This is a genomic window from Mesobacillus subterraneus (assembly GCF_003937825.1).
Classification (GTDB): Bacteria; Bacillota; Bacilli; order Bacillales; family Cytobacillaceae; genus Mesobacillus; species Mesobacillus subterraneus.
Genome location: NZ_RSFW01000012.1, coordinates 90,509 through 104,288, shown reverse-complemented (window position 1 = coordinate 104,288; position 13,780 = coordinate 90,509). Strand labels below are relative to the sequence as shown.

Annotated in this window: 14 protein-coding genes; 12 read left to right on the top strand and 2 right to left on the bottom strand. The window is 43.9% G+C overall.

Translation table 11 applies throughout. The features are described from left to right. The first annotated feature begins 253 nt into the window (after window positions 1–253). The 11 genes from nusB (at window position 254) to spo0A (ending at window position 12,075) form a co-directional block, all read left to right on the top strand. The gene (gene nusB, locus EJA10_RS09925; RefSeq protein ID WP_125479846.1) at window positions 254–646 is read left to right on the top strand and encodes a transcription antitermination factor NusB; all 393 of its coding nucleotides are present in this window, start codon (window positions 254–256) and stop codon (window positions 644–646) included. Window positions 647–698: 52 nt separating this feature from the next. Further along, a complete protein-coding gene (gene folD, locus EJA10_RS09920) occupies window positions 699–1,571 on the top strand; it encodes a bifunctional methylenetetrahydrofolate dehydrogenase/methenyltetrahydrofolate cyclohydrolase FolD (RefSeq protein WP_125479845.1) in 873 nt (290 codons plus the stop codon). 151 nt (window positions 1,572–1,722) lie between these two features. After that, entirely contained in the window at window positions 1,723–3,081 is a 1,359-nt protein-coding gene (gene xseA / locus EJA10_RS09915; protein ID WP_125479844.1) for an exodeoxyribonuclease VII large subunit, read from the top strand. Then, window positions 3,071–3,304 carry an exodeoxyribonuclease VII small subunit gene (locus EJA10_RS09910; protein ID WP_125479843.1) on the top strand — a complete coding sequence of 78 codons (234 nt, stop codon included), beginning with the start codon at window positions 3,071–3,073 and terminating at the stop codon, window positions 3,302–3,304. Before xseA ends, EJA10_RS09910 begins: the two co-directional genes overlap by 11 nt. 2 nt (window positions 3,305–3,306) lie before the next feature. Beyond that, complete coding sequence (locus tag EJA10_RS09905; protein ID WP_125479842.1) at window positions 3,307–4,200, top strand: polyprenyl synthetase family protein; 894 nt, start codon at window positions 3,307–3,309, stop codon at window positions 4,198–4,200. A 280-nt stretch (window positions 4,201–4,480) separates the two neighbouring features. Beyond that, a complete protein-coding gene (gene dxs, locus EJA10_RS09900) occupies window positions 4,481–6,373 on the top strand; it encodes a 1-deoxy-D-xylulose-5-phosphate synthase (protein ID WP_125479841.1) in 1,893 nt (630 codons plus the stop codon). 3 nt (window positions 6,374–6,376) lie between these two features. Then, the gene (locus EJA10_RS09895; RefSeq protein ID WP_125479840.1) at window positions 6,377–7,225 is read left to right on the top strand and encodes a TlyA family RNA methyltransferase; all 849 of its coding nucleotides are present in this window, start codon (window positions 6,377–6,379) and stop codon (window positions 7,223–7,225) included. Window positions 7,226–7,382: 157 nt separating this feature from the next. Continuing rightward, complete coding sequence (gene ahrC, locus EJA10_RS09890; RefSeq protein WP_125479839.1) at window positions 7,383–7,832, top strand: transcriptional regulator AhrC/ArgR; 450 nt, start codon at window positions 7,383–7,385, stop codon at window positions 7,830–7,832. Window positions 7,833–7,847: 15 nt separating this feature from the next. Further along, a complete protein-coding gene (recN, locus tag EJA10_RS09885; RefSeq protein WP_125479838.1) occupies window positions 7,848–9,539 on the top strand; it encodes a DNA repair protein RecN in 1,692 nt (563 codons plus the stop codon). 125 nt (window positions 9,540–9,664) lie between these two features. After that, complete coding sequence (gene spoIVB, locus EJA10_RS09880; protein ID WP_125479837.1) at window positions 9,665–10,951, top strand: SpoIVB peptidase; 1,287 nt, start codon at window positions 9,665–9,667, stop codon at window positions 10,949–10,951. Window positions 10,952–11,277: 326 nt separating this feature from the next. Continuing rightward, the gene (gene spo0A / locus EJA10_RS09875) at window positions 11,278–12,075 is read left to right on the top strand and encodes a sporulation transcription factor Spo0A (protein WP_125479836.1); all 798 of its coding nucleotides are present in this window, start codon (window positions 11,278–11,280) and stop codon (window positions 12,073–12,075) included. Between the two features lie 283 nt (window positions 12,076–12,358). On the opposite strand, the gene EJA10_RS09870 is transcribed toward spo0A, so the two are convergent. After that, the gene (locus tag EJA10_RS09870; protein ID WP_125479835.1) at window positions 12,359–12,505 is read right to left on the bottom strand and encodes a YycC family protein; all 147 of its coding nucleotides are present in this window, start codon (window positions 12,503–12,505) and stop codon (window positions 12,359–12,361) included. A gap of 41 nt (window positions 12,506–12,546) precedes the next feature. Between EJA10_RS09870 and EJA10_RS09865 the strand changes: the two genes are divergently transcribed. Beyond that, window positions 12,547–13,281 (top strand): glycerophosphodiester phosphodiesterase, encoded by a 735-nt coding sequence (locus EJA10_RS09865; protein WP_125479834.1) that lies wholly within the window; start codon window positions 12,547–12,549, stop codon window positions 13,279–13,281. On the opposite strand, the gene EJA10_RS09860 is transcribed toward EJA10_RS09865, so the two are convergent. Then, window positions 13,278–13,541 carry a DUF2627 domain-containing protein gene (locus EJA10_RS09860; RefSeq protein ID WP_125479833.1) on the bottom strand — a complete coding sequence of 88 codons (264 nt, stop codon included), beginning with the start codon at window positions 13,539–13,541 and terminating at the stop codon, window positions 13,278–13,280. The genes EJA10_RS09865 and EJA10_RS09860 overlap by 4 nt on opposite strands. Between the last annotated feature and the right edge of the window lie 239 nt (window positions 13,542–13,780).

The following is a 13,780-nucleotide window of genomic DNA, read 5'->3' as shown; positions in this document are numbered from 1 at the left end:
GCATGTTTAGGTGTGCCTTTGGTTTTTTTTGTGGTTTTTTCGTATTTTGCTTTTTACGAAAAGATCTTTTCGTAAACTTTGTTGCTAAGTAAGAATCGGCCGTAAACTCATAGCTTCTATTTATAAAATTATGGCTTGTTTTGATTAACTTTTTTCTAAAAAGTGAAAAATAATAGGAAACCATGCGTAAAGAGATATGTTATGCTATTATTTTGTTAGAATCAGACAAGCCATAAAGGAGCTAAAGAATTCAATGAAAAGAAGAACAGCTAGAGAAAAGGCCCTTCAGGCCTTATTCCAGATTGATATAAGCAAAGTAGAACCATCTGATGCAATTGAGCATGTACTCGAAGAAGAAGCTGGCGATGATTATTTGAACAAGCTTGTGTACGGAACTGTCCAGCATATGCCTGAGATTGATGAGGAAATCAAGGTGTACCTGGAAAAGTGGTCTCTCGACAGGCTTGCTGCTGTTGACCGGAATCTCCTTCGACTTGCTGTATATGAATTGAAATACTGCAATGAAGATGTACCTATGAATGTCGTTCTTGATGAAGCAATTGAAATTGCTAAATTATATGGGGATGACCAATCGAGCCGATTTATTAATGGAGTTCTCTCAAAGGTAAAACAGAGTATTTCCTGAACCGTTGATGCTGGCAGGTTGGAACTTCCTTGATCACATAGGGGGAGAAAGTATGGCTGCTATTATTATTGATGGAAAAGAAATCGCGAAAAAGAAGAAACTCGAGATCGTCGATCAAGTCCAGGGTTTGAAACAACAAGGATTTACGCCTGGTTTGGCTGTAATCCTCGTCGGCGATAACCAGGCATCAAGAACCTACGTCAACAGCAAGCAAAAGACAGCCCGGGAGCTGGGGATGCACAATGTGCTGATTGAATACCCTTCGACCATTACGGAACAGGAACTGTTGGCCAAAATCGATGAATTGAACAACGATGATGATATTCACGGGATTTTGGTCCAGCTTCCGCTTCCAGACCATATCGATGAAAAAAATCTGATTGAAGCCATTTCTCCAGAAAAGGATGTGGACGGTTTCCATCCAATCAATATCGGACGGATGATGACAGGGCAGGACGCATTCTTGCCATGTACTCCATACGGTGTCATGGTCATGATGGATGAAATTGGTATGGACCTTTCAGGAAAGCACGTTGTTGTCGTCGGCCGCAGCAATATTGTCGGCAAGCCGGCAGGGCAATTATTCTTGAATGAGAACGCGACAGTCACCTATTGCCACTCCAGGACAAAAGATCTGAAAGTACATACACAGCAAGCTGATGTCGTTGTGGCCGCGGTAGGGAAGGCAGGCCTGATCACAGCGGATCATATTAAGCCAGGTGCGATTGTGATTGATGTGGGGATGAATCGTGATGATCAAGGAAAGCTTTGCGGAGACGTTGCCTACGATGAAGTCAAGGAGAAGGCAGGTTATATCACGCCTGTGCCAGGCGGAGTCGGTCCGATGACCATTGCGATGTTAATGTACAACACAATGAAATCTGCAAAAAACCACATGAATCGGCTGCAAAACTCAAACCTATAAGGAATGATTCTGTCCATACCTGTTATAGTTAGAAACTGAACATCACTTATGTGAAGTGACGAATCGGTATTCTAAATTTATAATAGGTATGGACAGTTTTTTTACAATCATAACTGCCGGAAATAACTTGTTTCACCAAAGGAGTTTACCAATGGATAATCAGCGTTATCTAACCGTCAACGCGTTAACCAAATACATAAAACGAAAATTCGATGCCGATCCCCATCTGCAGGGAGTGTATATAAAAGGCGAAATTTCCAACTTCAAAAGGCATTCCAGCGGCCATATGTACTTTACCCTCAAAGATGAGAAGGCGAGAATCCTGGCTGTAATGTTCGCAGGTGCTGCCCGATCCATGAAGTTCAAGCCTGAAAATGGAATGAAGGTCCTGGTTAGGGGAGACATTTCTGTTTATGAAGGAAGCGGCCAGTATCAGGTTTACATAAAGGAAATGAAGACGGATGGCGTAGGGGATCTTTTCGTTGCCTATGAGCAGTTGAAGAAAAAGCTCGAGGAAGAGGGGCTATTTTCTCCCAGGTATAAGAAACACATACCGAAGTACCCCAAAGCAGTTGGTATTGTGACATCTCCCACGGGTGCAGCTATCCGAGATATTCTGACAACAATCAAAAGAAGATACCCCATTACAAAGGTCTTGATTTTTCCTGCCCTTGTTCAAGGTGAACAGGGCGGTCCATTGATTGTAAAAGCAATCCAGAAGGCCAATGAACGAGGAGATGTAGATGTCCTGATCATCGGCCGTGGAGGAGGTTCCATCGAAGAATTGTGGAACTTCAACGAAGAAACAGTTGCCCGTGCGATTTTCGCTTCAAAGATCCCGATTATATCTGCTGTCGGCCATGAAACGGACTTCACGATAGCAGATTTTGTCGCAGACATGAGGGCTCCAACGCCGACTGGTGCCGCCGAGCTGGCAGTCCCGCATATCCAGGAACTGCTGGAACGGGTGATGAACCGTGAACAAAGGCTTCTTCGGGCGATGAGGGAAAAAGTATTCTTCCAGCAGGAACGATATCAGCGCCTGATCCGCTCATATGCCTTCCGTTACCCCAGGAAGCTATATGAACAAAAGCTGGAACAGGTAGACAAATTGACGGAATCGCTCACTCGAGGAGCGGAAAAACTTTATATTTCCAAAAGTGATGCATTGATTCAACTGAAGCGGAGGCTGAAGCGGAGCCATCCGGAAGAGCTGAAAAAAATCTCCGCAGAACGCCATCAAAGGGCAGCGAGAGCTCTGAACAGAGTAATGGCTGCAGTGGTATCGGAGAAAAGGAAAGAATTCAATGGTATCCTTTCAACGCTGGAAGCTCTGAGCCCGCTGAAAATAATGGACAGGGGTTATAGCCTTGCATATACGGATGAGGGAAAGCTGATTAAAAAAGTAGCCCAGGTGAAACCGGAGCGTAAAATATATGTAAAGCTTTCAGATGGGAGCATCAAGTGTGTGGTAACCGAGATTGAGGAGAGTGGAAAAGATGGCAGATGACAAGAAATTAAGTTTTGAACAGGCAATGGAGCAATTGGAGAGCATTGTGGAGAAGCTTGAAGAAGGCGATGTACCGCTCGAAGAAGCGATCTCATTTTATAAAGAAGGAATGGAATTATCCAAGCTTTGCCATGATAAACTTAAGAATGTTGAAGAACAACTTGCCCAGATCATTACAGAAGATGGACGGACTGAAGGTTTCTCCATTAATGAGGAGGAATAGTTTTGCATCCTGTTTCACTGGAAGATTTCACGAAGAAATATAAAGTGCTTATAGAAAACCGGCTGAGGGAAGCTGTTGGAAGTCTTGACACCCCTGAAAACCTGGCCAAATCCATGCTGTATTCGCTGGAGGCAGGCGGGAAAAGGATCCGTCCGCTTTTGCTGCTGGCGGTTGTCAATTCATTTGGGAAGGATCCTGAGCAAGGATTGGATGCAGCAGCAGCGATTGAGATGGTGCATACCTATTCGCTGATCCATGATGACCTGCCAAGTATGGATGATGATGATCTGAGAAGGGGAAAGCCGACAAACCATAAAGTGTTCGGGGAGGCCACGGCCATCCTTGCAGGTGACGCTTTGTTGACATTAAGCTTTCAAATGCTGGCTGGAATGTCAGAAGAAACTGCTCCATCTCAAGTTAAATTGGCTTTGATTAAAGGCTTGTCTTATGCAGCTGGTGCTACCGGCATGGTTGGAGGCCAGGTGGCCGATATGGAAGGGGAGAGCAGGCAGCTGACGCTGGAGCAGCTCGAATACATCCATGTGAACAAAACAGGGAAGCTGCTTGAGTACAGTATTCTTGCGGGAGCAGAAATCGCCGGAGCAACCCAGGAGCAGAAAGAGATCTTGTCCAAATTCGCCTATCATATTGGACTGGCATTCCAGATCAGGGATGATATCCTTGATTTAGAAGGAACGGAAGAAATGATCGGAAAGCCTGTTGGCAGCGATACAGAAAATGAAAAAAGCACGTATCCAGCGCTTCTTGGTCTGGATGGTGCCAAGGAAGCACTGGATTATCACATACGGAGTGCAAAGGATTCCCTTGCATCAATGGGTATAGAAGTGACGATCCTTTCACAAATTACTGATTTGATCGGTTTACGCAAGAACTGATGCCCGGGTGTGATTGTGAATGCGTAAATCATGTGCTATAATTGGCTGTTAGCACGGTAGTGTTGACAGCTTTTTTATATAAAAGAAGCGATTCGCTGAATTGCGTAATAGGCATACATATCGGCTTTAAATGAGCAGTTTTTGTGAAAATTTACCTGGTCATTTCATGCTATAGCTTGAAAACCTTTCTTTACTTAATATATGTTATTACTAACAACTATTTTGGAATGCAGAAATGAACGCGGAATAATAAGTCAGAAATGAAAGTGAGTGGTCCGAAATGGATCTTTTATCAATAAAAGACCCTTCCTTCCTGAAAAATCTTTCAAATAAGGAATTGGAAGAGGTAAGCAGGGAGATTCGGCAGTTTTTAATTGAAAAGCTATCAGTCACAGGAGGTCACATCGGGCCTAACCTTGGTGTCGTCGAATTGACGATTGCCCTGCACAAGTGCTTTGACAGTCCGAAAGATAAGTTTCTTTGGGATGTCGGACATCAGTCGTACGTACATAAAATCCTTACGGGAAGAGCTTGCCAATTTGATACTCTTCGCCAGCATAAAGGACTGTGCGGCTTTCCGAAAATGGTGGAAAGCGAGCACGATGTCTGGGAAACAGGCCATAGTTCTACTTCGCTCTCTGCTGCGATGGGGATGGCGATAGCCAGGGACCTGAAGGGCGAGAATTCGCATATCGTCCCAATCATTGGGGATGGTGCACTGACAGGCGGGATGGCGCTGGAGGCACTCAATCACATCGGCCATGAGAAAAAGAAACTGATCGTCATCTTGAATGATAATGAGATGTCGATAGCACCGAATGTTGGAGCATTGCATAATGTCCTTGGACGCTTGAGGACAGCAGGAAAATACCACTGGGTAAAAGATGAGCTTGAATACCTGCTTAAGAAAGTACCAGCAATTGGCGGACAGCTTGCAGCTACTGCAGAACGAATTAAAGACAGTCTCAAATACTTGTTTGTATCAGGCATCTTTTTTGAGGAGTTGGGGTTCACCTATCTGGGACCTGTCGACGGCCACAACTATGAAGACCTCTTTGAAAATCTCGCTTATGCGAAAAAACAGGATGGACCTGTCCTTTTGCATGTCATCACCAAAAAAGGCAAAGGGTACAATCCTGCTGAAAATGATAAAATCGGCACATGGCACGGGACCGGCCCATACAAAATGGAAACAGGCGATTTCGTTAAACCTGAATTCTCCCCGCCGGCCTGGAGCAAGCTTGTCAGTGAGACGGTTAGGAAGCTTGCGAGAACAGATGAACGGATTGTGGCTATCACGCCAGCGATGCCGGTTGGCTCGAAGCTCGAGGGGTTTGCCAGTGAGTTCCCTGACAGGATGATCGATGTCGGCATTGCGGAGCAGCATGCGGCTACATTTGCTGCCGGTCTTGCAACACAGAAGATGAAACCTTTCCTTGCGATCTACTCAACATTCCTGCAGCGTGCTTACGACCAGGTAGTCCATGATATTTGCCGGCAGAACCTGAATGTGTTCATTGGAATTGACCGCTCAGGACTGGTAGGAGCAGATGGAGAAACTCATCAGGGTGTATTTGACATCGCATTCTTGAGGCACTTGCCAAATATGGTCCTGATGATGCCAAAGGATGAAAATGAAGGGCAGCATATGGTAAATACGGCAATCAAGTATGACGACGGTCCGATTGCAATGCGCTATCCTCGTGGAAACGGTCTTGGAGTACCAATGGATGAGGACTTGAAGGAAATACCAATCGGTACATGGGAAGTATTGCGTGAAGGAGAAGATGCAGCAATCCTGACGTTTGGAACGACGATTCCGATGGCGTTGGAAGCTGCTGAGATTCTCCAGAACCAGGGGATCTCGGTCAAGGTCGTCAATTCCCGCTTCATCAAACCGCTGGATGAACAAATGCTTGTCGGCATCCTGAAACAAGACATGCCAATCTTGACGATCGAGGAAGCGGTCCTGCAGGGCGGCTTTGGAAGCTTTGTTCTCGAAACTGTCCACGACTTGGGCTATCAACAGGCTGAAGTTGACCGGATGGGTATTCCTGATCAATTCATCGAACATGGAAGTGTAGAGAAACTGCTAGAGGAAATTGGCATGACAACCGAAGATGTCGTCCTGCGAATTCAGAAATTGGCACGACAGAAACAAAAAAGGGCGTAGCAAATGAAAATCAAAAAAGAACGATTAGATGTCCTGCTAGTTGAACGCGGACTTGCCGAAACAAGGGAGAAAGCGAAACGGACAATCATGGCAGGACTCGTCTACTCAAATGAAAATAGACTGGACAAACCAGGTGAAAAAGTGAGCAGTGACATTCCGCTGACGGTAAAAGGGAATGTGCTGCCATATGTGAGTCGGGGCGGGCTGAAACTCGAAAAAGCCCTAAAAATATTCAATCTTAATATCAAAGGGAAAATACTGCTGGACATTGGAGCTTCTACTGGCGGATTTACAGACTGCGCTCTTCAAAATGGTGCAGAAATGTCTTATGCATTGGATGTAGGCTACAATCAGCTAGCATGGAAGCTCCGCCAGGATGAGCGGGTTGTCGTGATGGAGAGAACCAATTTTCGTTACGTGAAACCGGAAGACCTGATCAAAGGGCTTCCTGATTTTGCGAGCATCGATGTTTCCTTTATCTCTCTTCGCTTGATCCTGCCTGTGCTGAAAACCCTTCTGGTGCCGGGGAGCGATATTGTCGCTCTCGTTAAGCCTCAGTTTGAAGCAGGACGTGAACAGGTTGGAAAAAAAGGGATTGTTCGTGACAGGAAGGTTCATGAACAAGTGGTGGATAGAATCATAAACTTCTCCATTGCCGAAGGCTATGATGTAATGGACTTAAGCTTCTCGCCAATCACAGGCGGAGACGGCAATATTGAATTCCTCCTTCATCTGCAATGGAATAACCCTGATGGAGAGAGCGGGCAGCTCAAGTTAAAAACTTCTGCAGAGGCAGTCGTCACAGAAGCGCATAATGAATTAAAATCAAAGCAAATAGATGAGGAAGAATAGGCTGAATTACCACAGTCTGTTCTTTTTTATTGGCTAAAAAAAGAAAAGTGTCTTAATAAATGATTTTGGAGAAAAACCACGAATGATTGTACAATCTGTTGAAATCGGCTAACATATGAGTATATAAATGTTTCGGATTTATCCAGGGGTGATATGAATGAATAAAGGACAGCGACATATTAAAATCCGCGAATTAATCGCGAGCAAGGATATCGAAACGCAGGATGACCTTGTCGACCTTTTGAAGGCTGCGGGCTTCAATGTTACACAGGCGACCGTTTCCCGTGATATCAAAGAGCTTCATCTCGTTAAAGTACCTTTGATTGATGGAAGGTACAAATACAGCCTGCCAGCAGACCAGCGCTTCAATCCATTGCAAAAGCTTAAAAGATCCTTAATGGACGCGTTTGTCCGCATCGATCAGGCTGGTCATCTATTGGTGATGAAGACATTGCCTGGCAACGCGAATGCGATCGGCGCACTAATAGACAATTTGGATTGGGAAGATATCTTGGGCACGATTTGCGGGGACGACACCATCTTGATTATCTGCCGTACTCCCGAGGATACCGAGCTGGTCACAAATCGTTTCCTTGAAATGCTGTAAATGAGGTGACGTTGCTTGCTAAATGAATTATCGATACGAAACTTCGCAATCATAGAATCGTTATCCGTTTCTTTTAATAAAGGTCTTACAGTGCTTACTGGGGAAACAGGAGCGGGGAAATCCATTATCATTGATGCCATCCACCTGCTCGTGGGCGGAAGGGGCTCAGCGGAGTTTGTCCGCCATGGTGAAGATAAAGCTGAAATTGAAGGATTGTTTTATCTTGAGGGTGAACATCATCCAAGCTATGCGAAAGCGGTTGAATTTGGCATCGAAATTGAAGATGCCATGATCGTTTTGAGAAGGGATATTTCTGCGAGTGGTAAAAGTGTCTGCCGCATCAACGGCAAGCTGGTTACAATCGCAGTCTTGCGTGAAGTAGGATCCAGCTTGATTGATATCCACGGGCAGCACGAGCACCAGGAATTGATGGATGATACTAAACATATCAATTTGCTTGATCAATTCGGTGCAGAGGAAATCCTCCCTGCTCTTCAGGAATACCAACAGGTCTACCGATCATATGAGCAAACCCAGAAGAAGCTGAAAAGCCTGAGTGAAAATGAACAGCAAATGGCCCATCGGCTCGATTTGATCCAGTTCCAGCATGATGAAATTCTCTCTGCAGAACTTAAGATCAATGAGGACGAGGAACTTTTCGAAGAGAGGCGAAAACTGGGCAATTTTGAACGGATTTTTGAAAGCATACAGACAAGCTATTCGGCATTGCAGGGCGAACAAAAGGGCCTTGACTGGATTGGCCTGGTTATGGATAATCTTCAGACAGTAGCTGATTTGGATCCAGAATATAAAAATATTGCTGAGAATGTGGCGAACAGCTTTTATATGCTGGAAGACGCAGCGAGAACCATCAGGAATGAACTTGATTCACTCGAATATGATCCTAAGCGCCTGAATGAAATTGAAGACAGGCTGAATGAAATCAATCAACTGAAGCGTAAATACGGGAAAACAATCGAAGAAATTCTGGAATATTCCTCTAAAATCGAAGAAGAAATAGAGAGGCTGCAAAATAAAGAAGTCCATATTGGCCAGATGGAGAAGGAACTTGCTTCTCTTAAGAAGGATTTGCGGCTCGAGGCTAATAACCTGACTCAGACTCGCAGGAAATGGGCGAAAAAACTGACTAAGCTGATCCATAAAGAACTAAAGGAATTGTATATGGAAAAGACGGTATTTGAAGTCAGAATCGACTCTGAACCTGATCATTTCCATAAAAACGGTGCAGATCGGGTTGAATTTTATATTTCAACAAATCCGGGTGAACCATTGAAACCTTTATCAAAGATTGCTTCCGGAGGAGAACTTTCCCGGATCATGCTCGCACTGAAGAGTATCTTCTCCAAACACCAGGGTGTCACCTCCATCATATTTGATGAAGTCGATACAGGTGTCAGCGGCAGGGTGGCTCAATCGATCGCAGAAAAGATCTACAATGTATCAACGGGGTCACAGGTCCTCTGTATATCCCATCTTCCTCAGGTTGCCGCGATGGCCGATACGCACCTTTATATCGCAAAGGTCATCAAAAATGGAAGGACAAAAACATCCGTCACACCGTTATCCTCCTCTGAGAAGGTCAAAGAAATCGTCAGGATGATCTCAGGTGTCGAAGTGACGGACCTGACGAAACAGCATGCGGAAGAACTGCTGCAGCTGGCTCAGAATATGAAGGCTGCAACATGAAAAGCTATCCATAAAGGGTAGCTTTTTTATTTTTATACTGGTTATAAATGCGCCGTGTCGAGGCAAAATTAAAGATGTAGCCATTTTCGAATGTGTGTGGACTAGAAGCGAGGAGAGTGAATGGATTGAAAAAAGATTTTCTCAGAAAATTTATTGGTGGAATTCTCCTTGTTTCATTAATTGCTTTAGGTTTTGCAAAACCAGTACACGAATATTTATCTATTCCAGGAGATATAACGTTATTCGAGGGACAAAAGCTTGACCTTTCGGCTAAAGCTGTACAGGTTACTGCACCCTTGGATCAATCAAGTATTACGGTGGACCAGCAGGGCGAAACCGTTTCATTAGAAGCAAAAAGACATGGCAAGGATGAAATGGTTCTAGAACTGGCGGGTTTCCCGGTAAAGAAAGTCGATGTGAATGTTCTTAAAGATTTCAAAGTCAGGCCAGGCGGCCAGTCAATTGGCGTAAAACTTAATACGGTCGGTGTTCTTGTGGTCGGACATCATCAGGTACAGGCGGAAGAAGGCAGGGTATCGCCAGGTGAACAGGCAGGGATAAAGAAAGGCGATATCATCACGGAGATCAATGGGAAAGAAATTGAAAAAATGGCGGATGTCGGTCCATTTGTAAAGCAGGCTGGAGAAGAAGGCAAGCCGTTGGACTTGGTGATCAAACGAGAAAATGAGAAAATCAAAACTCATCTTCAGCCAATGAAAGACGTGAATGAGAACACGTATAAACTCGGATTGTATATCCGGGATTCGGCAGCCGGAATTGGAACGATGACGTTTTATCATCCTCAGTCAAAAAAATATGGGGCACTGGGCCATGTGATATCTGACATGGATACAAAAAAGCCGATTGTCGTTGAAGACGGACAAATTGTCAGATCTACTGTTACCTCTATCGAGAAAGGCGGAAAAGGGAATCCAGGAGAGAAGCTGGCGCGCTTTTCATCAGATCGTGAAGTCATCGGAAACATTAAAAGAAACAGTCCATTTGGGATATTTGGGGAACTAAGCAAGAACATTGATAATGGTGTTTTTGATAAACCACTGCCGATTGCCCTTTCCCACCAGGTGAAAGAGGGGCCGGCTAAAATCCTTACGGTTGTCAATAATGACGAAGTAAATCTTTTTGATATAGAAATTGTCAGCACAATTCCGCAGAAATTCCCGGCAACAAAAGGAATGGTCATTAAAGTGACGGATCCTGAATTGCTGGAAAAAACCGGCGGCATCGTCCAGGGGATGAGCGGCAGCCCGATTATCCAGGACAACAAGCTGGTTGGAGCTGTCACACATGTATTCGTGAATGACCCGACAAGCGGGTATGGTGTCCATATTGAATGGATGCTGAATGAAGCGGGAATCGATATATATGAAAAACCGAGGGAACAGGCAAGTTGACAAACGAAAATTCGGCGGCAGCAGCCGCCTTTTTTTGTTGGATGAAATGGCGGACAGACGCAGTTTTACAATCAGAGCATTATGGACTATATTTAAAGTAACTGAAATCAAGATTATTCGACAAAATCCAAGTGGCTTTTTTGTCAACTATCGAAATAAGTCGAAAAACAAAGGAAATTGAAGCATTTATAAGAAAATATTACTTTTTTAAGAAAAAATTAAAAATAAGAGGAATTTCTGTTGCATTGTCGAATTAGTCATTTAGAATAGAATTTAGAGAAGATAAAAAACTTGTGATCATAATTGGATTGAGGAGGAACCAAGTAGTGAACAAAATTAAAGTTTTCGTTGTAGATGACAACAGGGAATTAGTCGGTCTTCTTGAAGAATATATTTCTTCGCAGGATGATATGGAAATAATCGGAGTTGCCCATAATGGCCAGGAATGTTTAGAGATGCTGGAAGATTCAGATCCAGATGTATTATTATTGGATATCATCATGCCTCACCTTGACGGCCTGGCAGTGCTTGAGAGACTGCGTGAAATGAACAAGGGCATCATCCCGAATGTAATTATGCTGACTGCCTTTGGCCAGGAGGATGTAACGAAAAAGGCTGTGGAATTGGGAGCTTCTTACTTCATACTCAAGCCATTCGATATGGATCATCTGGCAGGCCATATCCGCCAGGTCAGCGGCAAAGCAAAGACCGTGGCAAGAAAACCTTCAGGAGCCATTAATTATGGCAGAACCAGCGCTGAACAGAAGCCTAAAAACCTTGATGCAAGCATTACAAGCATCATCCACGAAATCGGTGTGCCTGCGCATATCAAAGGTTACATGTACCTGCGTGAAGCTATTTCCATGGTCTATAACGATATTGAACTTCTTGGCTCGATCACAAAAGTCCTCTATCCAGATATCGCGAAGAAATTCAATACAACAGCCAGTCGTGTAGAACGCGCCATCCGCCATGCAATCGAGGTAGCATGGAGCAGAGGGAATATTGATTCTATTTCTTCATTGTTTGGCTATACAGTCTCCATGTCTAAAGCAAAGCCGACCAATTCCGAATTCATCGCAATGGTGGCTGACAAGCTTCGCCTGGAGCATAAGGCATCTTGAAAGGGTTAGACCCAAAATAAGCTATTTTTCATACATTATCATCCGGCATCTTTCTTTGTATCGCTTTCCGCGATATAAGGAAAGATGTTTTTATGTTTTGGAATAAAGGTATTCAATGATTATTATGTATATAGGGATTGCCATGATTCTAAAGGTAATAGCAGGCAGTCTGTATAACCTGCGAATATGATTCTTATGGCCAAACGGTAAAAGCGGCCTGCTGATCCAAAGCGAACAGAATTTAAAACTAAAAAAAGAAAACGCCTGGGTGGCGTTTAAGATCTTATTGTTCCTTTTTCGTTTCCGTTTCGAGTTCAGCCAATTTCTGCATAAGTATATGCTGTGGCATGTGAATGATTTGCTCAATGGGTACTCCAAGTTTTTCTGAAAGTTTGATTGCTGTTTCTGGGGAGATTTGTAATGGTCTCATGGATTTACCTCCAAATATTGAAATGATAGGTGTGATGGTGTATGACTCTTATTTTAGCACATCGTGGATATTCAGCAGAATATCCAGAAAACACAATGCTGGCTTTTAGGGAAGCTGCAAAAGCAGGGGCCGACGGATTGGAACTGGACGTCCAAATGACCAAGGATGGGGAACTAGTTGTCATCCATGATGAAAAGGTAGACAGGACAACAGATGGTACTGGATTCGTAAAGGATTATCAACTAAAAGACCTGCTGAAATTGGATGCACGGTTCAAGTTTGCCTCTTTGCCCAATCGTGAACCAATCCCGCTCCTGAAAGAGGTGCTGGAGTGGCTGGCAGGTACAGACTTGATTTGTAATATTGAATTGAAAAATACATTGTTCATGTATGAGGGGATGGAAGAAAAGGTGATTGAGATGGTAAGGGAGTTCCGGCTGACCGATCGGATCATCATTTCTTCCTTCAATCATTACAGCATTGTTAAAAGCTATATGCTGGCTCCGGAAATTGAAATTGCACCTTTACTTTCAGATGGTCTCTACATGCCATGGATTTATGCACAATCCATCAGAGCTAAGGGCTTCCACCCACACTGGCGCGCTGCCCAGGATGAAATCGTTATATCCTCATTGGACAGCGGGGTTGAAGTAAGACCGTATACTGTCAACAAGGATAATGAATTGGAACGGTTTTTCCGAGTGAACTGCAGTGCAGTGATTACGGATGATCCGGTAAACGCAAGATTGATCAGAGAAAAAACAAAACAGGCCTAAGGCCTGTTTTGTTTTTTGCTGCTGTCAGGAATCCGGAAGATGGCCTGGACTTTATTTCGTTTACGGTCTCGATGAAGGATGAATCCTGCAATGAACCCCAGACCTGCCAGGAAAAAAATAAATCCCGCAAGGAATTGGAGCCATAAATATGGAAAAGGTGTATGCAAAACGCCAAATACCATATCGCGCATCAGTTTTATGCCTAATGCAGCGATGAGGCCTGGTATCACCATGATGATGAGCGCTATGATTCTGATCATGTAGTTTCCCCTCTTAATCTGTCTTCTTTCGATGAAGTCCCTTTTTTAGATCTTCTATCTAAAAGTATACTGAACACTGAGTTTTTGCGCAATGCAAGATGCTGTCACTAATCTTTCTCCAGAATGTTTAGAATAATAAGAAGTTTGTCAGCGCCTTCAAAAACAATTACAATAAACTTGAAGAATCTTGCAGACTGCAAATGTTGTCTGTGAAATATTTTTCCAGATATGTGGTGGTT

Coding starts and splice junctions, on each gene's coding strand:
- ahrC (WP_125479839.1), top strand. CDS start 7,383: ATGAATAAAGGACAGCGACATATTAAAATCCGCGAATTAATCGCGAGC.
- EJA10_RS09860 (WP_125479833.1), bottom strand. CDS start 13,541: ATGATCAGAATCATAGCGCTCATCATCATGGTGATACCAGGCCTCATC.
- dxs (WP_125479841.1), top strand. CDS start 4,481: ATGGATCTTTTATCAATAAAAGACCCTTCCTTCCTGAAAAATCTTTCA.
- nusB (WP_125479846.1), top strand. CDS start 254: ATGAAAAGAAGAACAGCTAGAGAAAAGGCCCTTCAGGCCTTATTCCAG.
- folD (WP_125479845.1), top strand. CDS start 699: ATGGCTGCTATTATTATTGATGGAAAAGAAATCGCGAAAAAGAAGAAA.
- xseA (WP_125479844.1), top strand. CDS start 1,723: ATGGATAATCAGCGTTATCTAACCGTCAACGCGTTAACCAAATACATA.
- EJA10_RS09865 (WP_125479834.1), top strand. CDS start 12,547: ATGACTCTTATTTTAGCACATCGTGGATATTCAGCAGAATATCCAGAA.
- EJA10_RS09895 (WP_125479840.1), top strand. CDS start 6,377: ATGAAAATCAAAAAAGAACGATTAGATGTCCTGCTAGTTGAACGCGGA.
- EJA10_RS09910 (WP_125479843.1), top strand. CDS start 3,071: ATGGCAGATGACAAGAAATTAAGTTTTGAACAGGCAATGGAGCAATTG.
- EJA10_RS09870 (WP_125479835.1), bottom strand. CDS start 12,505: ATGAGACCATTACAAATCTCCCCAGAAACAGCAATCAAACTTTCAGAA.